The 19,545-nt window shown below is 74.1% G+C and carries 20 protein-coding genes and 1 pseudogene; 10 read left to right on the top strand and 11 right to left on the bottom strand.

What is annotated here, in order from left to right:
* Window positions 1–52 precede the first annotated feature (52 nt).
* Window positions 53–484 (bottom strand): winged helix-turn-helix transcriptional regulator, encoded by a 432-nt coding sequence (locus SM577_RS25370; RefSeq protein WP_474588190.1) that lies wholly within the window; start codon window positions 482–484, stop codon window positions 53–55.
* Window positions 485–550: 66 nt separating this feature from the next.
* On the opposite strand from SM577_RS25370, the gene SM577_RS25365 reads away from it, so the two are divergent.
* Entirely contained in the window at window positions 551–1,240 is a 690-nt protein-coding gene (locus SM577_RS25365; protein ID WP_474588148.1) for an NAD(P)-dependent oxidoreductase, read from the top strand.
* A 51-nt stretch (window positions 1,241–1,291) separates the two neighbouring features.
* A complete protein-coding gene (locus SM577_RS25360) occupies window positions 1,292–2,527 on the top strand; it encodes a MalY/PatB family protein (RefSeq protein WP_302917287.1) in 1,236 nt (411 codons plus the stop codon).
* 61 nt (window positions 2,528–2,588) lie between these two features.
* On the opposite strand, the gene SM577_RS25355 is transcribed toward SM577_RS25360, so the two are convergent.
* From SM577_RS25355 to SM577_RS25345, 3 genes are read right to left on the bottom strand one after another with little or no spacing between them, the layout of a single operon-like run.
* On the bottom strand, window positions 2,589–3,422 hold the full coding sequence (locus tag SM577_RS25355; RefSeq protein WP_474581709.1) for a hypothetical protein: 834 nt from the start codon (window positions 3,420–3,422) through the stop codon (window positions 2,589–2,591).
* 21 nt (window positions 3,423–3,443) lie between these two features.
* Window positions 3,444–4,106: a response regulator gene (locus SM577_RS25350; protein ID WP_302917289.1), complete on the bottom strand. Its 663-nt coding sequence runs from the start codon at window positions 4,104–4,106 to the stop codon at window positions 3,444–3,446.
* The gene (locus tag SM577_RS25345; RefSeq protein WP_474581708.1) at window positions 4,103–5,233 is read right to left on the bottom strand and encodes a sensor histidine kinase; all 1,131 of its coding nucleotides are present in this window, start codon (window positions 5,231–5,233) and stop codon (window positions 4,103–4,105) included. The genes SM577_RS25350 and SM577_RS25345 overlap by 4 nt, the downstream gene beginning before the upstream one ends.
* Window positions 5,234–5,375: 142 nt before the next feature.
* Here SM577_RS25345 and SM577_RS25340 point away from each other — a divergent pair, with 142 nt between their 5' ends.
* The 4 genes from SM577_RS25340 (at window position 5,376) to SM577_RS25325 (ending at window position 10,465) form a co-directional block, all read left to right on the top strand.
* Window positions 5,376–6,362, top strand: coding sequence for a carboxymuconolactone decarboxylase family protein (locus tag SM577_RS25340; protein ID WP_474588147.1), 987 nt, complete (start codon window positions 5,376–5,378; stop codon window positions 6,360–6,362).
* A gap of 9 nt (window positions 6,363–6,371) precedes the next feature.
* Window positions 6,372–6,824, top strand: coding sequence for a DUF6220 domain-containing protein (locus SM577_RS25335; protein WP_302917292.1), 453 nt, complete (start codon window positions 6,372–6,374; stop codon window positions 6,822–6,824).
* Window positions 6,821–8,560 (top strand): multicopper oxidase family protein, encoded by a 1,740-nt coding sequence (locus SM577_RS25330; protein ID WP_474588146.1) that lies wholly within the window; start codon window positions 6,821–6,823, stop codon window positions 8,558–8,560. The genes SM577_RS25335 and SM577_RS25330 overlap by 4 nt, the downstream gene beginning before the upstream one ends.
* 153 nt (window positions 8,561–8,713) lie before the next feature.
* A complete protein-coding gene (locus tag SM577_RS25325) occupies window positions 8,714–10,465 on the top strand; it encodes an exo-alpha-sialidase (protein WP_474581705.1) in 1,752 nt (583 codons plus the stop codon).
* 100 nt (window positions 10,466–10,565) lie between these two features.
* Here the strand turns inward: SM577_RS25325 and SM577_RS25320 are convergent, their stop codons facing one another.
* From SM577_RS25320 to SM577_RS25305, 4 genes are all read right to left on the bottom strand, one after another.
* A complete protein-coding gene (locus tag SM577_RS25320; RefSeq protein ID WP_474588145.1) occupies window positions 10,566–11,756 on the bottom strand; it encodes an epoxide hydrolase family protein in 1,191 nt (396 codons plus the stop codon).
* A gap of 148 nt (window positions 11,757–11,904) precedes the next feature.
* On the bottom strand, window positions 11,905–12,915 hold the full coding sequence (locus tag SM577_RS25315; RefSeq protein ID WP_474588144.1) for a DUF3800 domain-containing protein: 1,011 nt from the start codon (window positions 12,913–12,915) through the stop codon (window positions 11,905–11,907).
* A 177-nt stretch (window positions 12,916–13,092) separates the two neighbouring features.
* Window positions 13,093–13,383, bottom strand: a complete 291-nt coding sequence (locus tag SM577_RS25310) for a DUF1622 domain-containing protein (RefSeq protein WP_302917297.1) — start codon at window positions 13,381–13,383, stop codon at window positions 13,093–13,095.
* A complete protein-coding gene (locus tag SM577_RS25305; protein ID WP_302917298.1) occupies window positions 13,380–13,787 on the bottom strand; it encodes a DUF1622 domain-containing protein in 408 nt (135 codons plus the stop codon). Before SM577_RS25305 ends, SM577_RS25310 begins: the two co-directional genes overlap by 4 nt.
* A 253-nt stretch (window positions 13,788–14,040) precedes the next feature.
* Here SM577_RS25305 and SM577_RS25300 point away from each other — a divergent pair, with 253 nt between their 5' ends.
* Window positions 14,041–14,727 carry a DNA alkylation repair protein gene (locus SM577_RS25300; RefSeq protein ID WP_474581702.1) on the top strand — a complete coding sequence of 229 codons (687 nt, stop codon included), beginning with the start codon at window positions 14,041–14,043 and terminating at the stop codon, window positions 14,725–14,727.
* Between the two features lie 29 nt (window positions 14,728–14,756).
* On the opposite strand, the gene SM577_RS25295 is transcribed toward SM577_RS25300, so the two are convergent.
* Window positions 14,757–15,434, bottom strand: coding sequence for a DUF1028 domain-containing protein (locus SM577_RS25295; protein WP_474581701.1), 678 nt, complete (start codon window positions 15,432–15,434; stop codon window positions 14,757–14,759).
* 482 nt (window positions 15,435–15,916) lie between these two features.
* On the opposite strand from SM577_RS25295, the pseudogene SM577_RS25290 reads away from it, so the two are divergent.
* From SM577_RS25290 to SM577_RS25280, 3 genes and pseudogenes are all read left to right on the top strand, one after another.
* Window positions 15,917–16,138: pseudogene (locus SM577_RS25290) on the top strand (3-oxoacyl-[acyl-carrier-protein] synthase III C-terminal domain-containing protein); the annotation flags it as partial.
* A 97-nt stretch (window positions 16,139–16,235) separates the two neighbouring features.
* Window positions 16,236–16,919, top strand: coding sequence for a HEAT repeat domain-containing protein (locus SM577_RS25285; protein WP_474588189.1), 684 nt, complete (start codon window positions 16,236–16,238; stop codon window positions 16,917–16,919).
* Window positions 16,906–17,919: a HEAT repeat domain-containing protein gene (locus SM577_RS25280; protein WP_474588143.1), complete on the top strand. Its 1,014-nt coding sequence runs from the start codon at window positions 16,906–16,908 to the stop codon at window positions 17,917–17,919. The genes SM577_RS25285 and SM577_RS25280 overlap by 14 nt, the downstream gene beginning before the upstream one ends.
* 537 nt (window positions 17,920–18,456) lie before the next feature.
* Here the strand turns inward: SM577_RS25280 and SM577_RS25275 are convergent.
* Both SM577_RS25275 and SM577_RS25270 read right to left on the bottom strand, forming a co-directional pair.
* Window positions 18,457–18,978: a pyridoxamine 5'-phosphate oxidase family protein gene (locus SM577_RS25275; protein WP_474588142.1), complete on the bottom strand. Its 522-nt coding sequence runs from the start codon at window positions 18,976–18,978 to the stop codon at window positions 18,457–18,459.
* Window positions 18,979–19,093: 115 nt separating this feature from the next.
* Window positions 19,094–19,513 carry an ASCH domain-containing protein gene (locus tag SM577_RS25270; protein WP_474581699.1) on the bottom strand — a complete coding sequence of 140 codons (420 nt, stop codon included), beginning with the start codon at window positions 19,511–19,513 and terminating at the stop codon, window positions 19,094–19,096.
* Between the last annotated feature and the right edge of the window lie 32 nt (window positions 19,514–19,545).

Below are 19,545 nucleotides of genomic sequence, written 5' to 3'. Positions count from 1 at the left end.
GGGGTCGTGCCCGCCCCGGTCCCGGCCGCCCACCGGCCGCCGCCGGGCATCCTCAGGCGTTGTCGGGCGGACCGGAGACCACCCCGGCCGCGGAGACACCCGACCCGGTCGGTGCGGCAGGCGCCCCACCCGCGTCGTACGCCGCGCGGGCCGCCAGCAGGTCGGGCAGGTGTTCCCTGGTCCACACCCGGGCCGCCTCGATGAGCGTCAACAGGCTCCGGCCGAGCGGGGTGAGCGCGTACTCGACCCGCGGCGGGTTCTCCTCGTAGGCGGTGCGGGTGACCAGACCGTCGCGTTCCATCGCCCGCAGCGTCTCGGTCAGCACCTTGGGCGTGACCGCCCGCAGCGGCGCCCGCAGCTCGCCGAACCGGCGCGGTCCGTGCTCCAGGCACCGCACCACCATCCCGGTCCACTTGTCGCCGACCTGGAACGGCAGCGCACTCGACGGGCACATCGGATCGAACATGTCCGCGTCCAGCCGCATCGTCACCGCCCGAACCTCCCCCAGTTCCGTTGCGGTAACCGGCCCCCCGCCGGTTAGCGTCCCGCCATGTCCAGCATCGCAATCTTCGGAGCGGGCGGCCGGGCGGGTCGCGCCGTGGCCGCCGAGGCACGCCGGCGGGGGCACCGCGTCACCTCGGTGGTCCGGGACCCGGACCGGCACCCCGACCTCACCGGCGCGGTCCGCGGCGACGTCACCGACCCACGCTCGGTCTCCGCGATCGTGCCCGACCACGACGCCGTGGTCCACGCGGTCAGTCCGGCGTCCGGGCCGGCCGCGCTCGCCACCCTCGACCTCGACCCGGACTTCTTCGCCAAGGCCGCCGATGCCCTCCTGCACGGCCTCGCCCGGGGTGGAGTGCCCCGGCTGGTCGTGATCGGCCTGTTCGCCAACCTCACCGACGCGCACGGCCGGCTCCTGCTCGACGATCCCGCCGTCTTCCCCGTCGAGCTGCGACCCTTCGCCCTCGCCCACACCGCCGGCCTGGACCGGCTCCGGGCGGCGGGCACCACTGTCGACTGGCTCATGCTCACCCCACCGGTGCTGTTGCGGGTGGACGGTCCGCGTACCGGCCGCTACCGGATCGGTGGGGAGGTGGCTCCCGACCCGGAGTCCGGGCAGCTGTCGTACGCCGACCTGGCGGTGGCGGTGGTCGACGAGATCGAGACCCCGCGCCACCATCGGTCCCGTGTCTCCGTCTTCGGCGACGGGCGGTCGGCCGGGGGCGACGGGTCATGAATTCGATCACGCCCGGGCAGCGGCGGCGCGCCACGGCCTAGGGTTGGCGGCATGGCAGGCCCCACCGCCGACGGCTCCCCGGCACAGAATCCGCTCACCCTGCTGACGCTGGACGACCTCCGGCAGCGCACCAGCGTGAAGTGGCGGATGCACCCGCCCGACGTCCTCCCGCTCTGGGTGGCGGAGATGGACGTACCCCTGGCTCCCGCGGTGGCCGGCGCGCTGCGCCGGGCGATCGACCTCGGCGACACCGGCTACCCGCACGGGACCGCGTACGCCGAGGCGCTCGGCGGGTTCGCCGCCGAGCGCTGGGGCTGGCACGACTTCCGGGTCGACCGCACCACCGTCGTCCCGGACGTGATGATGGGCGTGGTCGAGGTGCTCCGGCTGGTGACCGACCCCGGCGACGCGGTGGTGGTCTGCTCCCCCGTCTACCCGCCCTTCTACGCGTTCGTCAGCCACGCCGACCGGCGGGTGATCGAGGCCCCGCTCGGCGGTGACCTGCGCATCGACCTCGCCGCCCTCGACGAGGCGTTCCGCCGCGCCCGGCAGTACGGTCGCCGGCCGGCGTTCCTGCTCTGCAACCCGCACAACCCGACCGGTGTGGTGCACCGCCGGGACGAACTCGAGGCGGTCGCCGAACTCGCCGACCGGCACGGCGTACGGGTGGTCTCCGACGAGATCCACGCTCCCCTGGCGCTGCCCGGGGCGCGGTTCACCCCGTACCTGACGGTGCCCGGCGCCGAGAACGCGTTCGCCCTGACCTCCGCGTCGAAGGCGTGGAACCTCGCCGGGCTCAAGGCGGCGCTCGCGATCGCCGGGCCACGGGCCGCCGCCGACCTCGCCCGGATGCCGGAGGAGGTCGGCCACGGCCCCAGCCACCTCGGCATCCTCGCGCACACCGCCGCGTTCCGCGGCGGCGGAGGATGGCTCGACCTGCTGCTGGACGGCCTCGACGCCAACCGCACGCTGCTGGAGACGCTGCTGGCCAAGCACCTGCCGTCGGTCGGCTACCGCCGCCCCGAGGGCACCTACCTCGCCTGGCTGGACTGCACCGGGCTCGGCGTCGACACCGAGCCGCCGGCCGGGGAACCCGGCGTGGCCAGCGACCTCGCCGGGCCGGCGAGGATGTTCCTCGACCGGGCGCGGGTCGCGCTCAGCTCCGGGCACGTCTTCGGCACCGGCGGCACCGGCTTCGTACGGCTCAACTTCGCCACCACCCCCGCGGTGCTCACCGAGGCCGTCACCCGCATGGGCCGGGCGGTCGGCGCCCAGCAGGCGCCGTAGCGCACCGCCGGCTCCGACGCTGGACACGCTGGTCCAACGGGCGCCCCGGCAGCTCGGGCACTCAGGGCAGGTCGTCGGCCCCGGGGCCGGACGGGTGGGTCCAGTACGCGACGGTGGCGTCGTCCGGGGCCGGCGCGTCGGGGCCCGGGCCGGCTTCGGCCTCCCGCACCCGGCGGACGACCTCGGCCGGCCCGGCGACGCGGAGCAGATCCAGCACGCCCGGCCAGTCGGTCAGGCGGTACGGGCTGACGATGCGGCTCGCGCCGTTGCTGAGCAGCGCCACGCCGGCCAGGTCGGCGAGGGGCTGACTGCCGGTCACCGCCTCCTCGGCCGCGCGCGGGTCGTCCTTGGCGATCCAGTAGCCGCCCGGCTGGTTCCGCCGGGCCCGCAACGCCCGGCGGCAGGAGTCCAGGACGCGGTCGTACTCCGGGGTTCCCCGGGGGACGCCGTCCAGGGGCGCCGCGCAGATCCGCCGCGCGGCGACCTCACGCTCGTCGGTGACGACCCGCGGGCCACCGCCGACCGGGTCGAGGACGAGGAAGGAGTCCGCGAGCAGGAGATGCTCCAGCCGGCCCCGGTGGGCGCGGACGATCGCCACGGTGGCCTGCGGGCTGCTCGGGTCGGCGAGGTCGCAGGTGTCCCGGTGGCCGTCGGCCGTCTCCGCGATCGCGGCCGCGAGGACGGCCGCGAGGTCCCGCCCGTCGTCGCGCGACAGCCGGCCGAGCAGCGCGCCGCCGAGCCGGTGGGTGTACCAGGCGACACCGTGGCGGCAGGTCGACCCGGCGCCCGGGATGCCGGCACCGTCCAGCAGCACGACGGCCCCGGGGACGGCGCCGACGAAGTCCTCGTTCGGTTGGCCGGCCCTACCGGCGCTGGTCGCCATGCTGACGCGCACTGGTCGCTCCCACGGGTCGGGTCACCGGCGGCGGGGCGAGATCAGCCCCGACTCGTACGCCCACACGACCAGTTGGGCCCGGTCGCGGCAGTGCAGCTTCATCATCGCCCGGTTGACGTGGGTCTTGACGGTCAACGGACTGATCACCATGCGCTCGGCGATCTCGTCGTTGCTCAGCCCCCGGGCGACCAGCTCGACGATCTCCTGTTCCCGGGCGGTCAGTACGTCGCGCCCGGCCGCCGGGTCGGCCGGCGGCGGTCCCGCGACGAACTCGCTGATCAGCGTGCGGGTGACCGTCGGGGCGAGCAGCGCGTCGCCGCGCGCCACCACGGCGATCGCCTGCAGCAGGTCGGCCGGGTCGGCGTCCTTGAGGAGGAACCCGCTGGCGCCGGCGCGGAGCGCGGCGAAGACGTAGGAGTCGAGCCCGTAGTTGGTGAGGATGAGGACGCGGACCGCCGCCAGGTCCCCGGCCGCGGCGATCCGCCGGGTGGCCTCGATGCCGTCGAGTCCCGGCATCTGCACGTCCATCAGCACCACGTCCGGCCGCAGCCGCCGCGCCAGCTCCACGGCCGCGGCGCCGTCGGCGGCCTCGCCGACGACCTCCAGGTCGTCCTCGGCGTCGAGCAGCGCCCGGAATCCGGCCCGCATCAGCGCCTGGTCGTCGACGAGCAGCACCCGGATCATGCAAGACCGTCCAGCGGAAACGTGGCGTGTACCGCGAACCCGCCGCCGTCGCGGGGGGCGGTCCGCAGCGTCCCGCCCAGCCCGGTGACCCGTTCCCGCATGCCGCGCAGGCCCACCCCCGGGGTCACCGGCCGGTCCGGCGACGCCCGGCCGTCGTCGTCCACCGCGACGGCCAGCCGTTCCGGGGCGTACTCGATGCGGACCTGCGCGGTGGCCGGGCCGGCGTGGCGGGCGACGTTGGTCAGCGCCTCCTGGATCACCCGATAGCCGGCCTGGTCGACCTCGGCGGGCAGGTCCCGCGGCGTACCGGTGACGGTCACCCGCACCGGTACGCCGGCCGCCCGGGTCCGCTCGGCGAGTTCGTCCACCCGGGCCAGCCCGATCCGGTCCCCGTCGGACGGTGCGCGCAGGACGTCCAGCGTCGCCCGCAGTTCCCGCATCGCGGCGCCGCTGGCCTCCTGGATCGCCAGCAGCGCGGCCGAGGGTTCCTCGTTGTGCTTGCGGGCCAGGTGCACGGCGATCCCGGCCTGCACCTTGATCACGGAGATGCTGTGGGTCAGCGAGTCGTGCAGGTCGCGGGCGATGCGCAGCCGCTCCTCCCCGGCGCGGCGCAACGCCATCTCCTCGCGGGTGCGCTCGGCCTCGATCGCCCGCTGCTCGACCTGTTCCAGATACGCCCGGCGCTGCCGCGCGACGAGCCCGGCGACGTTGGCCGCGAAGAACCAGCCGAGCAGCAGGGCGCTCCGCTCGGCGATCTGCTGGCTGGGCCGGTCGGCGGGCGCGACCGAGAAGTCGCGGGCCAGGAAGCCGCCGAGGAAGACGACGCTGGCCAGGGCGGCGGCCGCCCGGTGCCCGCGCCAGGCGGCGAGGTAGACCGTGCCGAGGACGGGGAACGCGGCGGACACCCCGGCGTGTACCCGGAGGTGCAGGGCCAGCATGGTGGCGGTCACCACGCTCAGCGCCAGCACCGGGTAGCGCCGGCACACCGCCAGGGCCGCCGCCATGACCAGGACCAGGGCGACGTCGAGCGCCCCGACCGGTGCGGCGTCCGGCGCCAGCGCGGCGTTGCCGAGCAGGAGGCCGCCGAGGGCGAGGCCGCTGAGGGCGTACGGCAGATCGCGGCGCATGATCGAACTGTAGAGCGGCCGTCAGCGGGGAGCATCCCCCGTCCGCGGTAGCCGAGGCGTACCGCGGACGCGGTATCGGTGGCGGGCAGGTGCCTGCGGCGGCACGACGCCTTCCCCGCCCCCGGCGACGAGCATCGACGCCATGACATACCGCTTCTTCACCCCCGCTCCGGTCAAGGCCGCGACCGGTCTCAGCGCGGCGGTCTACCGGCAGCTGCGCGACGAGTTCCTCGGCCCGGTGCCCACCTTCCAGGCGCTCTCGGCCGTGCCGGCGGTGCAGGCCGCGACCTGGGCGCTGATGCGCGAGGCCCTGCTCGCCGGGGACGCGTCCCGGGTCGACCGCGAGGTCGTCGCGTCGGCGGTGTCCCGGGCCAACCGCTGCCGGTTCTGTGTCGACGCGCACGTGCTGCTGCTGCACGCCCTGGGCGAGCACGAGCTGGCCGAGGTGATCGCCCGGGGTGGGATGCCATCGGAGCCGAGGCACGTCGAGCTGGTCACCTGGGCCGAGGCCAGCCGGAACCCCCGGGCCGCCGACTGGACCAGCGAGTACCGCCCCGAGGTCACCGGCACCCTGCTCGCCTTCCACTTCATCAACCGGATCGTCTCGGCACTGCTCGATCCGGACCTGCTGCCGGGCGGCCTGCAGCGCTCCCCGCTGGTGCGGTCGGTCGGGGGCCGGCTCTACGCCCGGGCGGCCCGGGAGCCGAGGGAGCCCGGCGGCAGCCTCCCGCTCCTGGACGCCGGCTCCCCGGCGCCGGCCTGGGCCGGCGACAGCCCGGTCGGCGTCGCGTACGCGGCGTTGACGGACGCCGCCACCCGGGGCGGGGAACTCCTGGGCGACGTGGCCCGCCAGACCGTCACCGCCACCGTGCGGTGGGAGGACGGACGGTACCCGAACCGGCCCGCGGACTGGGCCGTCGACCTGGTCCGGGACGTGCCCGGCACCGACCGGGTCGGCACGCGGATCGCGCTGCTGGCGGCGTTCGCGCCCAGCGCGATCAGCCCCGGCGACGTCGCGCTCTGGCGCTACTCCCATCCGGACGACGCCGATCTGGTGCGGCTGGTCGCGTACGGCGCGATCACCGCCACCGAGCACGTCGCCCAGGCACTGTCCCCCGCTCACCGCTAGGAGTCCACCATGCGCAAGGCCTTCGTCATCGCCAGCACCGGGTCGCTCGTCGCGTTCGCCCTGCAGTTCATCTTCGCCGCGGTGGGCGCGTTCACGAAGCCAGCGGGCGACGACGCGTACACGTTGCACAGCGTCACCGGAATGGCGGTCATCCCCGTCCTCACCCTGCTCACCATCCTGTTCGCCGCGCTGGCGAAGGCGCCGGGCCGGGTCGTCGCACTGGCGGCCCTGCCGCTGGGCCTGGTCGTGCTCCAGGCGCTCATCGCCGGGCTCGCCAACGGGTTGACCGACGCCGCGGGCGCCAGCACGCCGTTCGGCCTGACCGTCGCCGGGCTGCACGCGCTCAACGGCATCATCGCCGTACACGTGGTGGTCGCCGTCCTCCAGGCCGCGCGGAAGCTGGCCCAGCCGGCGCCGGCCGACGCCACCGCGGTGGCCGTACCGGAAGGGGAGCCGGCATGACCACCGGCTCGCTGCTCGCGGCCGACCTGGTGATCGCGGTCCTCGCGGCCGCCGGCTGGCTGGGCGGCGGCGCCGCCGCGGCCGCCCGGCGCCGACCGCTCGCCCTGGGCCTGGCCGCCCTGGCGCTGCTCGCCACGCTCGCCCGCGCGGCCACGGTCACCGCGCTCGCCCGGGCCGGTTGGTGGTTCGCCGCGGAGAAGGTGCTCATCGCCGCGCCGCTGTCGCTCGCGGGGGTGGTGGTCGCCGGGCCGCGGCTGGTGCGGGCCCCGGCCGACATCCGGTCCGTCGCGGTACCGCTCCTCTTCGCCGGGTACGCCGCGAGCGGCGGCCTGCTCGTGACGGTCCTGCACGGCTATCCGGCGTCGCCGGGTGTCGGGTTGCTGGCGGTCGCCGGGGTCGTCGCGGCGACCGCGGCCACCTGGCGCCTGCTCGGTTCCCGCCCGTCCCCGGCGGTGTCCCGGGCGGCCCTCGCGGTGGCGGCCGCGGCACTGGTGACCGGGACCGGGCTGGCCGTCACCCCGAGCGCCGCTCCGGCCGTACCGCACGACCACCGGTATCCGGACGCGCCGCCGGTCGGCGAACCGACCAGGCGGTTCACCCTGACGGCCGGGACCGCCACGGTGAAGGCCGGCGGCCGGGACGTCGCGGCGTGGGCGTTCAACGGGCAGGTGCCCGGGCCGGAGCTGACCGCCACCGTCGGCGACGTCCTCGAGGTGACCCTGCGCAACCGGGACATCGCGCGCGGGGTCACCCTGCACTGGCACGGGTACGACGTGCCGAACAGCCAGGACGGGGTGCCCGGGGTGACCCAGGCGGCGGTGCTGCCCGGCCAGGAGTTCGTCTACCGGTTCCGGGCCGACCAGGTCGGGACGTACTGGTACCACACGCACTCGGCGTCCGACGTCGGCGTGCGGAAGGGGCTCTACGGTGTGCTGGTGGTGCGCCCGGCGCCGGTGACCGGGGTCGACGTCACGGTGCCGGTGCACACCCTGTCCGGCGTTCCGCTGCCCGCGCCGAGAACGGAGCCGGTCGGGGCCGGGGTGGCGGTGCGGCTGCGGCTGATCAACACCGACAGCACGACGCACCGGTACGCCCTGGCCGGCACGCCGTTCCGGGTCGCCGCGATCGACGGCTCCGACCTGCGCGGCCCCACCCCGCTGGTGGACACCGCCGTGCTGATCCCGGCCGGGGGCCGCTACGACCTGGTGTTCACCGCGCCCGCCACGCCGGTGGCGCTGTTCGTCGACGGGCGCGAGGTCTACTCCACCGGGCCGGTGTCGACGGCGACCGACGCCTGGCCGGTGCTGGATCCGCTCGGCTACGGCGCGGCCGCCCCGGCGCCGTGGTCGCGCACCGACAAGGAGTTCACCCTCGTCCTCGACCGCGGCCTCGACCTGCGCGGACTGCTCCCCCGGTACGCCCACACCGTCAACGGTGCGGCCGACCCGGACATCCCGTCCCAGGTCGTCCGCCGCGGCGACGTCGTCGCGTTCACCATCGTGAACCGGTCCCAGATCGTGCACCCGTGGCACCTGCACGGGCACCACGTCCTGGTGCTGACCCGCAACGGGAGGCCGGCGACCGGCAGTCCCCTGTGGCTGGACTCCTTCGACGTACGCGCCGGCGACGTCTGGGAGGTGGCGTTCCGGGCCGACAACCCGGGGATGTGGGCCAACCACTGCCACAACCTCGCGCACGCCGACGCCGGGATGACGCTGCACCTGATGTACTCGTGATCCGCGGGCCGGCGGCGGTGGCCACCAGGGCCGGATGTCCGCGCATATCGATGTCTTGACGATCCGCACGGGGCGGCTTAGCGTCATGACGTCAGACATCTGACGTCTTATCCTCGCCCTCGTTCCTTCGCCCCACCCCCGGAAGGAAGTCCCGTGTCTGCTGTCCGAGCGATACCGCGCAGGGCGGTGGCCGTCGTGGCCGCCGCCCTGTGCCTGGCCGGGATGCTGCCCGGCACGCCCGCCCACGCCGCCCCCGCCGGAGTCACCGCGACGGTCAGCGCCGACTGCCCGGCCAGCCGGCTGCTCCTGCTGCTCGACAACCGCGGCACCACGGCACAGACCTTCACCGTCACCTGGCCGGGGCGTCCCGGCTCGCCCTGGACCCGGACGGTCCCCGCCGGCGGCAGCACCCAGCTGTACTGGACCCTGGCGGCCGGCACCGCGTACACCCTGCGGACGACCACCCCGACCGGGCTGGACGACACCTCCGCCGGCATCTTCCACTGCGGCACCGGCATGTCCGCGCTGACCAGCTTCGACTGCACGGCCAGCCGGCTGCAACTGGTGCTGGAGAACCGCACCACGACCGCCCGGGACTTCACCGTCACGTGGCCCGGCCGCACCGGCTCACCGTGGACCCGCACGGTCGCCGCCGGGGGCAACGTCCTGCACTACTGGACGGTCGCCGCCGGCACCCCCTACAGCCTGCGGGTCACCGCGGCGGGCTTCGACACCACGCAGCGGGGTGTGGCCGCCTGCGGCATGGCGGCCGGCACCCCGCAGATGACCACCACCACCCTGCTCACCACGCAGACCGTCATCCGCAACCTGAACGGCGCCAACGGCCGCTACGACGGCACCGCCGCCTCGGTCCGCATCCCGGGCATGGCGGTCACCAACAACGGCACGGTCATCGCCGTCGCCGACGCGCGCGTCGACGGCTCGTACGACCTGGGCGGCGGCACCAACAACATCCAGATCGCCATGGTCCGCAGCACCGACGGCGGCCGTACCTTCGACCAGCCGCGCGTCATCCACGCCCCCGCCACCACCCGGGAGGGAGCGGGCGATCCCAGCCTGCTGGTGGACCGCGGCACCGGCGTCGTCTACTGCTTCTTCACCTACTCCCCCCGGCCGGGTGTCAGCTTCTGGTCGGGCGGGTCCGGGGTCAACACCGCGGACGACCCGAACAGCCTGCACCTGCGGTACATCACCAGCAGGGACGACGGCGCCACCTGGAGCGCGCCGGTGGAGCTGAACCCGGTGCTCAAGGACCCGGCGTGGCAGCAGGTGTTCTTCTCCTCCGGCCACGGCATCCAGACCAGCACCGGACGGCTGATCCAGCCGATCGTCTACCGGGACGCGGCGGGCACCAGCCATGCCGGCAACGTCTACAGCGACGACCACGGCGTGACCTGGCGGCGCGGCGGGTCAGCCGGCGGGACCGTCAACGAGAGCAAGGCGATCGAGCGCGGCACCGGAGCGGTCGTGCAGAACATGCGCCACAACTCGACCCGCAGCCGCTTCTACGCCACCTCCACCGACGGCGGCGCGACGTTCGGCCCCGCGTCGGCCAGCCCGGTGCTCACCGATCCGCTGTGCAACGCCGACGAGCTGTCCTACCTGCGCCCGTCGGAGGTGGGCGCGAACGGGGCGCCGGTGCGCACCCGTACCGCGCTGTTCAGCAACAACGCGCACCCGACGGCACGCAACGACCTCACCGTACGGATGTCCACCGACGACGGCGCCACCTGGCCGGCCCGCGCGCTGCTCAAGCCGGGCGGCGCCGGCTACTCGACGATGGCCGTGCTCTCCGACGGGACGGTCGGCAACCTCTACGAGGTCGGCAACAGCGGAGGCATCTACTTCGCCCGGTTCAGCCTCGACTGGGTCAAGGGAGCCTGACGCGGCGGCTCGCACCTTCCCCGCCCGCAGCCGTGCCCGGATCCGGCGGTCGCCCGTCAGCGGTGGCGGACGACCGCCGGGGGCGCGATCCGGCGCGGGCTCAGGACGTCCGCAGCGGCCCGAAGGCGGCCCGCATCTCGGCCGCGAACAGCTCGGGCTCCTCCCAGGCGGCGAAGTGGCCGCCCCTGTCGACCTCGTTGAAGTACGCGAGGCCGGGGTAGACCGTCTCCACCCAGCTGCGCGGCGAAGCCCAGATCTCACCGGGGAACACGGTGAAGCCGACCGGAACCCTGACCGGCGGCGGAGCCTGGCCGCCCATCGCGGCCCGGAACCGCCCGAACTCCCAGTACCACCGGGCGGACGAGGCGCCGGTGCCGGTCAGCCAGTACAGCGTGATGTTGTCGACGATGCTGTCCCGGGTGAGGCCACCCGTCGGCTGCTTGTCGACCAGGGCCCGGGACATCTTGTAGTAGCTGTCCGTGTCGTGGTCCAGCATCCAGGCCGCCAGCCCGACGGGTGAATCCAGCAGCGAGTAGCCGATCGTCTGCGGCCGGGTGGACTGCTCCAGGAAGTAGCCGAAGCCGTCCGTCGTGAACATGTTGAGCGCGTCGTGCGCCGCGCGTTCCTGATCGGAGTTCGCCGGCAGCCGGTCCTTGAGCCCGATCGCCCCGGCGAGCAGGTTGACGTGGATGCCGAGCAGCCCCTCGGGTGCCATGCGGCCCATCGCGTCCGTCACGGCGGCGCCCACGTCGCCCCCCTGGGCGACGTAGCGCGAGTAGCCGAGGCGGGCCATCAGCTCCGCCCACGCGCCGGCGATCCGGCCGTTCTCCCAGCCGAGTTCGGTCGGCTCGCCGGAGAAGCCGTAGCCGGGCAGGGACGGCAGCACCAGGTGGAAGGCGTCCTCGGCCCGTCCGCCGTGCGCGGTCGGGTCGGTGAGCGGGCCGACGACCCCGAGCAGCTCGGCGACCGAGCCCGGCCAGCCGTGCGTCATGATCAGCGGCAGCGCGTCCTCGTGCGGCGACCGCACGTGGATGAAGTGGATCTCGACGCCGTCGATCAGGGTCGTGTACTGCGGCAGGGCGTTCAGCCTCGCCTCGAAGGCACGCCAGTCGTGATCGGTCGACCAGTAGCGGGCCAGCTCCTGGACCGTCGCCAACTGCACGCCCTGGGAACGATCGTCGACCAGCTCCCGGGTGGGCCAGCGGGTGGCCGCGATCCGGCGGCGCAGGTCGGTGATCGCCTCGTCCGGCGTGTCGAGCCGGAAGGGACGAATTTCCTTGTCGTTGGGCATGCTCTCCACCTGCCGGTTCAGGTCGACCGGCGCCGGGGCGCCGGCGGGGCTGGCACGCGCCCATCGTCGCACCGGTCCGACGACCGGCGGACCGGAACGCGATTTCGCGCTCCGGCCCGGCCGGCTGGTCCCCGGAGAACCCGCGCGGTCAGGTCGGCAGGGCGTTTCGGACCGGATCGCGCAGTGAGGTCGGCGAGAGCAACGGTTGGAGCGGGCCGTCGTCGACGATCCCCGGCAGCCGCCGGGCCACCCCGGCGAGCAGGTCGGCGACCTGGACCCGCGGGTCGTCCCGCGAGTCGACCATCACCAGCCCGGCCAGCGGCGACCCCCCGCCCGGCGACAGCCCGGCCCCCTCGGCCAGCACCTGCTGGAGGCGGCGCAAGCGGTCGGCGGTCAGCGCGCTCTGCTCGTCGTGGATCACCAGCACCCGCCGCACCCCGCCGCTCCAGAACAGGACGGTCTCGGCCAGCGCCGGCAGCATCGGCTCCAGCGGTGGCGGGATCGACCGGTCCTCGTCGCTCAGCCTGCCGAGGAGGGTGCGCACCCGGGTGCGGCTGAGGCGGTGGAGGACGGCCTCGGCCGGCGCGCCCAACCCGGGTCGTACCAGCGCGTCCCGGGCCTGGAAGAACCGGTCGACGGTCCGCTGATCCGGCCGGTGCCGCCCCTTGGTCCGGAGCATCTCGACGAAGGCCGCGAGGAAGGCCGCCCAGTCGGACCCGGCCGAGCGTCCGGCCCGGTACAGGGCGAGGGCGGCCGGCCGGTGCTCCTGGGTCAGGCGGGTCCCGGCCGCGTAGGACGGCTCGGTCAGCAGCAGGTCGACGATGCGGGTGACGAGGAAGTACTGCTTGTCGACCAGGTGGACGTGTGCCCGGCCGCGCAGCGCCACCAGGAACCACTCCAGTGCCTCGCCCGCCTGTGGCCGGCGGAGGAACTGCCGGGACTTCACCTCGTCCGGCGAGAACCGGAAGCCGGAGCGCAGTGTCGCGATCAGCTCGGCCGCCTCCCCGCCGCTCAGGTCGACACTCGCGTGGGTGATCACGGGGGTGGCGGGATCGAGCAGGTTGGTGCCGGAGAACCCCGATTCGTCACAGGCGATCTCCACCGCCGTGCCGGCGACGGTCTCCACCGGAGGCAGGCCGCCCTGGAGCGGCAATCTCATGCCCGGTCCCCTGCCATGCCGACCATGGTCGCCGACCCACCCCGACGGGACCACCCAGTTAGGCGCCACCGGTCGCGCCGACCACGGCGAGGGCCGGCGTGATCGCCGCGGTGACCGCTGCGGCCGGTCCTCGACCGCGTGGCCGTCACCACCTCGGGGGCGTGTGCCGGCGGGGGCCTACGGTCCGAGCGGCGGCCGGACGACACCGCCCGTCCCGCCCGCCTCCCGGTCCGCGCGGTGTGCCAGTGCCGCCCCGGCCAGCTGGCGGATCGCGATGATCGCGGCCGCGCCGAGCAGGTGCTCCCACTCCGGCGGCATGGTCAGCCGCAGCAGGCCCGCGGCCACCCACAGGTCGAGGGCGGCCTGGAGGGCCAGCCGGCCGCTGCGGGACACCAGCAGCACCACCGCGGCCGAGACGAGGCCCGCCGCGACGCAGGCGAGGGAGGCGTACCCGAGGAGTGTCGTCACGCCGGGTGACCGCCGGGGTGGGCCGGGTCGACGTGGCGGGGGTGGCCGGCCTCGGTGAGTTCGCGGCGCTCCTGCCGGATCTCCCGGGCGAGGAAGAAGTTCAACGCGGTCCGGATCGCCGCGACGGCGGCCAGTTCGGCGATCTCCCGCAGCGTGGGCGCGATGGCCGTGCGGAGGATGTCGGAGGCGAGCTGGAACTCCAGGCCCAGGGCCAGGAACCGGCCCAGGCCGAGTCGTACCGGCACGAACGCGCGGCTGCGCCGATCCCGGAGCCCGACGACGACGAAACGCACCAGCGCCACCATGGCGCCGACGAAGATGACCAGGGCGCCGGCGGCCTCCACCACCCGCACCAGCAGGTCCACCGCCTCCGACAGCCACCGTTCGCCCAGCACGCCACCCATACCAGTGGGTCCTGCCCGCCCCGACCGCCGACATGCCCGCACCCCACCCGATCGCGTCACCCGGGACGGAGACGGATCGGGGGCGCCGGGGCGCCGGCCGGACCGGTCCCGGCGGGCGGTTCACCGCCCGCCCTCGATGGGCGGCGCGAGCCAGGTTCCGACAGCGCGTCGCAACCGCCCCGGATCGACGGGTACGACCGGGGCGGACTTCCGTCGTAGGCTGCATCTCGCGGATGACGGACAGGAGGCTGAGGTGGCCGAGACGACGCTGAGCGGGACGACGGTCGCCGACGTGCTGGCCGAGCTGGCCGAGCTGGAGGACCCGAAGGCACGCGCGGTGAACGAGAAGCACGGTGACGATCACGGTGTGAACCTCGGCAAGCTGCGCGCGCTCGCCAAGCGGCTGAAGACCCAGCAGGAACTCGCGCGCCAGCTCTGGGCAACCGACGACACCGCGGCGAAACTCCTGGCGATCCTGATCTGCCGCCCGAAGGCGTTCGCGCGTGACGAGTTGGACGTCATGCTGCGCGGGGCCCGCACACCCAAGGTGCACGACTGGCTCGTGAACTACGTGGTGAAGAAGAACCCGCACGCCGAGGAGCTGCGCCTGGCCTGGTCCGCGGATCCGGATCCGGTGGTGCGGAGCGCGGGTTGGGCGCTGACCACCGAACGGGTGTCGAGGAAGCCCGAGGGCCTCGATCTCGCCGGCCTGCTCGACGTCATCGAGGCGGAGATGAAGGACGCCCCGGATCGCCTCCAGTGGGCGATGAACCACTGCCTGGCCCAGATCGGGATCGACCACGCCGAGCACCGCGCCCGGGCGATCGCTATCGGTGAGCGCCTGGAGGTGCTCAAGGACTACCCGACTCCCCCGGGCTGCACGTCCCCGTTCGCGCCCATCTGGATCAGCGAGATGGTGCGCCGGCAGCACGACACGTAGGTCGCTGTCCCGTCAGGCGGTCCCGAGGGCTACCCGAGCGCCTGCCGGGCGCCCTCGCCCATGGGGTCCTCCCGGGTGGGCAGTCGCTGGATGGTCGGGAACACCTCCTCCCGGAAGACGCCGTGCAGCCGGCGCAGTTCCCGGGCCGGATGCTCGGCGTCGTCGACCCGCATGTCCCAGAGCGGGTACGGCTGATCGCAGCTCACCGTCACGGTCGCCGACCGGGCGCCGTGCCGGTCACCGCCGGCCTCCTCGCCGGCCTCGATGGCCAGCACCAGCCGCTCCGCCAGGTCGAGCTCGCGACTCTCCTCGAACACCCGGACGATCTCCGCGAGGGTCTCCGGGCCCACCAGGCGGTTGCCCTGTACCGCGTAACCCGGCCCGGTGTGGTGCCCCGCCCACTCGACGGTGCGCGAGCCGGTGAAGGCGTGCGAGCGACCCTGGTGGTCGACCATGCCGACCTGCCGCACCTCCCGCCCCGGGTCCCGGGCCAGCAGCTCGGTCAGCACGTCCCGCGGCGCGCGGCCCTCGCGGAGCAGCGGTAGGCCGTCGTAGGCCAGGAACGGGTTGGGGGTGGCCTGCGTCGCCACCGCGCCACCCCCGGACTGGACGTGTGCGACGAGCTTGCCCACCGCGGGCCTGGCCGTCAGGGCGCCCACCCCGAGCTGGCCGGTACGCGGACACCGCGCGGCGATCGAGAAGGTCACCATCGGCGGATACCCGGACGAACTCCCGGCATGCCCCGCCCGATCACCGCCAACGGCGCGGCGACGCCGGCCGCCGACGCCAGGAAGCTCGGAGCGGGGCCAGCCGGCGCGGCGGTCCCCGCCGGTGCCCACCCACGCCCAGCCGGGACGAACGGGAGCCGGGGCCCGGGCGCGGTCCAACCGCCCCAGCCCGAACCGGGAGGAACAGCCGCGGCGGCGGCTCGGGCCCGTCGCACGGCGGGTCGCCGACCCCGGTGCCGCCGTGCCCGAGCAGCAGCGTCACCCGGCGCTGCGGGACAGCTGTGTCGCGGTCAGGTCCGGGCGTAGTGCTGCACGTACTCCTGACAGGTGAGGGACTGGATGGTGGCCATCAGGGTGTCGGTGAGCCGGCGGATGTCCGCCGGCGCCTCGACGCGCACCGGGATGGCTGGGGCAGCCTCACCCTCGCGACCGGCGCCACCGATCCGGACGCGCTGCTCGACGCCGCCATGCGCATCATCGAGCCGGTCGCACAGCGGATCGGGGCGACGACGGCGGTCGTCGCCCGCGACGTCACCGAATCGGGCAACACCTCGGCGGCGAGCATCCCGATCGCGCTGTCGAAACTGCTCCGGCGCGGAGAGCTCCAGCCCGGTGCACCGGTGCTGCTGCTGGGCTTCGGCGGAGGGCTGTCGTACGCCGGGCAGATCGTCCGCTGCCCATGACCATCCGGCCGGACGGCATCGTGCGGGGGCAGCATTCCACGCAGTCTTGACATTGTCACTGTGACAAGGTCTTGACTGGCGGTCGGAGGTGGTCCCCATCGACCCGACAGACCGGAACAACCGGCACAGCCGCCTGCTCGACGCCCTGGCCGCGGGGAGCGCGTCGACGCGACTGAAGGCGGCCCTGGCCATCGGTACGCATCCCGAGCCCGGTTTCGTGGATGTGCTCGTGACCCGGTGCGCGGTCGAGCCGAACTTCTTCGTGCGCGACATGCTCACCTGGGCGCTGACCCGTCTTCCGCCGGAGGTCACGGTGCCGAGGCTGCGCGCGGAACTCCGCTCCGCGCGTGCCCAGGCCCGTAGCCAGGCGTTGCACACCCTGTCCAAGATCGGGGACCGGACCGCGTGGCCCGCGATCACGCCGTCGTTGCTGCACGACCCCGATGACGAGGTCGCGCGGACCGCGTGGCGCGCCGCGGTCGTCCTCGTGCCCGAGGAGGAGAAGGAGGCGCTGGCCGCCGCACTCGCGACGCACTTCGGTCGCGGCGACCGGGAGGTACGGCTGAGCTTGAGCCGCGCCCTGGTCGCACTCGGCGACGTGGTCGAGCCGATCCTGCGACGGGCGATGACCCATCACGACCCGACTGTGCGCGCCCATGCCAGCGCCACCGAGCGGCTCCTCCGCGACCCGGATGCCGGGTTCGACCTCGCCGTCGACGAAGCGGTACGGGTCGTCGCGCTCGGTCCCCGGCCGGAGGAGACACCGGGTGCTGATCGGTGAGGTGGCGCGCCGCTCGGGGGTGAGCGCCCGGATGCTGCGACACTACGACTCCCTCGGGCTGGTCCGGCCGACGGGCCGCACGGTGGGCGGCTACCGGGAGTACACCCCGGAGGACATCCGGCGGATCTTCTACGTGGAGGGCCTGCGGTCGCTGGGACTGTCGCTGCGGGAGGTCGCCCGCACCCTCGACGATCCCGGATTCACCCCGTCCGCACTGGTCGGCGACCTCGTCCGGAAGACCGAGGAACGGCTGAACCGGGAGCGCGAACTGCTCGATCGGCTCCGTACCGTCGATGCGGCCGAGCCCGTCGGCTGGCAGGACGTCGCGCGGATCGTCGCTCTCCTGCACGGACTGGGTTCGCGGAGTGCCGCGCGGCGCCAGCAGGCCGTCCTGGCCCCGGGCGAACCCGCGTCGGTTCCCGCCGAGCTGTTGGCCAGGGCGGTCCTCACCGAATCCGATCCGAACGTCGCCGGGGCCCTGCGATGGGCCCTCGCGCGGGCCGGCGGTGACCGGGTGACGGCCCTCGCGTCCGGCATGCGCTCCGCCGACGTCGACGTCCGGCGGCGCGCGGTCCTGGCGCTAACCGAGCTACCCGGGGACGAGGCGACAGCGGTGCTCACCGACGCCCTCGGTGACACCGACCCGACGATCCGCCGACAGGCCGCTCTCGCCGTGGGCGCACGCGGCGTGACCCGAGCCGTCCCGACGCTCGTCGGCATGGTCGTCGAGGGCCCGAACGATGTCGAGGCGGCCGAGGTCCTGGGTACGTTGGCGCGGGACACGGCGTGGGCGGATCGGATCGTGGGCGCGCTGCTCGACGAACTCGCCGGCCCCACCGCGGACCGGGCGGTACGGATGCGACTGACCCAGGCCCTCGCCGAGATGCCGGGAACCGTCGCGCTGGACGTCCTGCGGCAACTGACGCGAGACGACGACCCGCTGGTGGCACTCATCGCCTCGGCCATCGTGCAACTGCGCGAAGGCCGGCCGGACGAGTAGACCCCCGGCGGCGCAGGTCGGTAGCACGGTGCCGGTCCACCCGGCGTCGTGCCCCGTGGATCGCCGGCCGGCAGTCCTCCCGAGGCACGATTGCGGGTCGTCCTGGCGCCGGATACTCCTGGAGCCGCACGCGCCCCGGCGGTGCCGGGCGCCGCCAGGCGGTGGTGCCCGTTGCAGGGGCGCGGCTTTCCCGCCGTGGTCGCTGGTGGGAGGTCGGTTCTTCATCGTTTCGGTGTCCCTGGTGTCGCGCCGACGAGGCGTGTTCGCCGAGCGGTTCGGCTCGGGGGCGGCGGGCTCCTTACGGGAACAACGGGCGGGTCCGACGTCCTGGACCACCGTCGGGACAGGCAGGGCGTGTCACCGCGACGCCGGGGGTGGACCGGCACCGCGACGACGCTGATCAAGGCTTCGGGCATGGGACCAACGATCGCTCCGACCGCCGGCGGGAACAACGCCAAAAATCGAACCGCCGGATAAGCCACCGGTTATCGGTCGACGTCCCGCGCGGCCCCGCGGGTCGGGCCGCCGCGGGCCCGCTCACGAGGTGGCGATGAGCTTGTCGACGTCGGGGGCGTAGACGGTCATCCAGTGCGGGTGCAGCCGGTAGTAGACCACGTCGTTGTCCCAGTCGAAGGCGTCGGCGCCGTAGTAGTCCTTGAAGTACGCGAGCAGATCCGGCCAGTCCGCGGCCGGCTCGCCGTCGCGGGGGTTGAGGATCTCCACCGTCCCGTGCGTGAACACGCCCAGGTCCTCGCCGCGCAGGTGGGCGACGCTGGCGGCGGGGCGGGCGGCGAGGTGCCGGGCCTTGGCGGCGTCACGCGCCGTACCGAAGTGCCACCTGCCGTGCAGGAAGTGCCCGTCCGCCCCGCTGATCCGTGGCTCGCCCTTCGCCGTCACGGTCGACAGGGCGAGCGTGCACATTCCGGTCAGGACCCGGGTGAGCTGCTCCGCGGTCATGGTGCGCTCGACGACGATGGAGCGAAGGTGAGCGGTGGAACGCGACAGCGACGCGTCGAGCAGCGCCTGCAGCGTGGTGAGCTCTTCGGGGGTTTCGCGCATTGAGGTCCTCATCCATCCGGGGCCGCGTCACGCTCGTCGTCGACGCCGGCCGGTGAGGGCATTCTCCGCCGAAAACCTGACACCCTGTGTCGTATCTGCGGGACGGCCAGTCCGCTCAGACGGTGTGCACCAGCCGGAACCGCTGGGCCACCACGAGGGTGTCGTCGTCGACGGTGAAACCCGGGTCGCCCAACTCCGCGCGCACCTCCGGGCTGTGCCAGAACGCCTCGTGCCCGGCCCGCCACTGTGCCACCGACTCGTCTCCCTCGCCCTCGTCCAGAGCGTGCCGCAGGTCGACGTCGGCGAGTGGGATCACCCGCACCTCGGTCACCTCGATCACCGCGACCGGCCGGTCCGCGGAGTCCACCACCGCCGACCGCTGGCCGACCTCGGGCAGCGGCTCGTTCGCGCGTTCGTACCCGACCAGCAGCCCGGTGGTGGAGGTCTTCGCGCCGGACAGGATCGCGCTCACCAGCTTGTCCCGCAACGGCCCAGGAAACGCGAACTCGGCGCGTGGAAGATCATCGAAATCCATGCCCGGAAGGGTAGAGGCCGGCCCCGGATTTG

It is taken from the genome of Micromonospora desertarenae (assembly GCF_056150265.1).
Note: the sequence above shows the minus strand (reverse complement) of the source record. Positions and strands in the feature narration are given on the sequence as shown.

Bases quoted from the DNA above. Each gene is read 5' to 3' on its own strand.
- SM577_RS25370 (WP_474588190.1), bottom strand. From the start codon at position 484: ATGCGGCTGGACGCGGACATGTTCGATCCGATGTGCCCGTCGAGTGCG.
- SM577_RS25365 (WP_474588148.1), top strand. From the start codon at position 551: ATGTCCAGCATCGCAATCTTCGGAGCGGGCGGCCGGGCGGGTCGCGCC.
- SM577_RS25360 (WP_302917287.1), top strand. From the start codon at position 1,292: ATGGCAGGCCCCACCGCCGACGGCTCCCCGGCACAGAATCCGCTCACC.
- SM577_RS25350 (WP_302917289.1), bottom strand. From the start codon at position 4,106: ATGATCCGGGTGCTGCTCGTCGACGACCAGGCGCTGATGCGGGCCGGA.
- SM577_RS25345 (WP_474581708.1), bottom strand. From the start codon at position 5,233: ATGCGCCGCGATCTGCCGTACGCCCTCAGCGGCCTCGCCCTCGGCGGC.
- SM577_RS25340 (WP_474588147.1), top strand. From the start codon at position 5,376: ATGACATACCGCTTCTTCACCCCCGCTCCGGTCAAGGCCGCGACCGGT.
- SM577_RS25335 (WP_302917292.1), top strand. From the start codon at position 6,372: ATGCGCAAGGCCTTCGTCATCGCCAGCACCGGGTCGCTCGTCGCGTTC.
- SM577_RS25330 (WP_474588146.1), top strand. From the start codon at position 6,821: ATGACCACCGGCTCGCTGCTCGCGGCCGACCTGGTGATCGCGGTCCTC.
- SM577_RS25320 (WP_474588145.1), bottom strand. From the start codon at position 11,756: ATGCCCAACGACAAGGAAATTCGTCCCTTCCGGCTCGACACGCCGGAC.
- SM577_RS25315 (WP_474588144.1), bottom strand. From the start codon at position 12,915: ATGAGATTGCCGCTCCAGGGCGGCCTGCCTCCGGTGGAGACCGTCGCC.
- SM577_RS25305 (WP_302917298.1), bottom strand. From the start codon at position 13,787: ATGGGTGGCGTGCTGGGCGAACGGTGGCTGTCGGAGGCGGTGGACCTG.
- SM577_RS25275 (WP_474588142.1), bottom strand. From the start codon at position 18,978: ATGCGCGAAACCCCCGAAGAGCTCACCACGCTGCAGGCGCTGCTCGAC.
- SM577_RS25270 (WP_474581699.1), bottom strand. From the start codon at position 19,513: ATGGATTTCGATGATCTTCCACGCGCCGAGTTCGCGTTTCCTGGGCCG.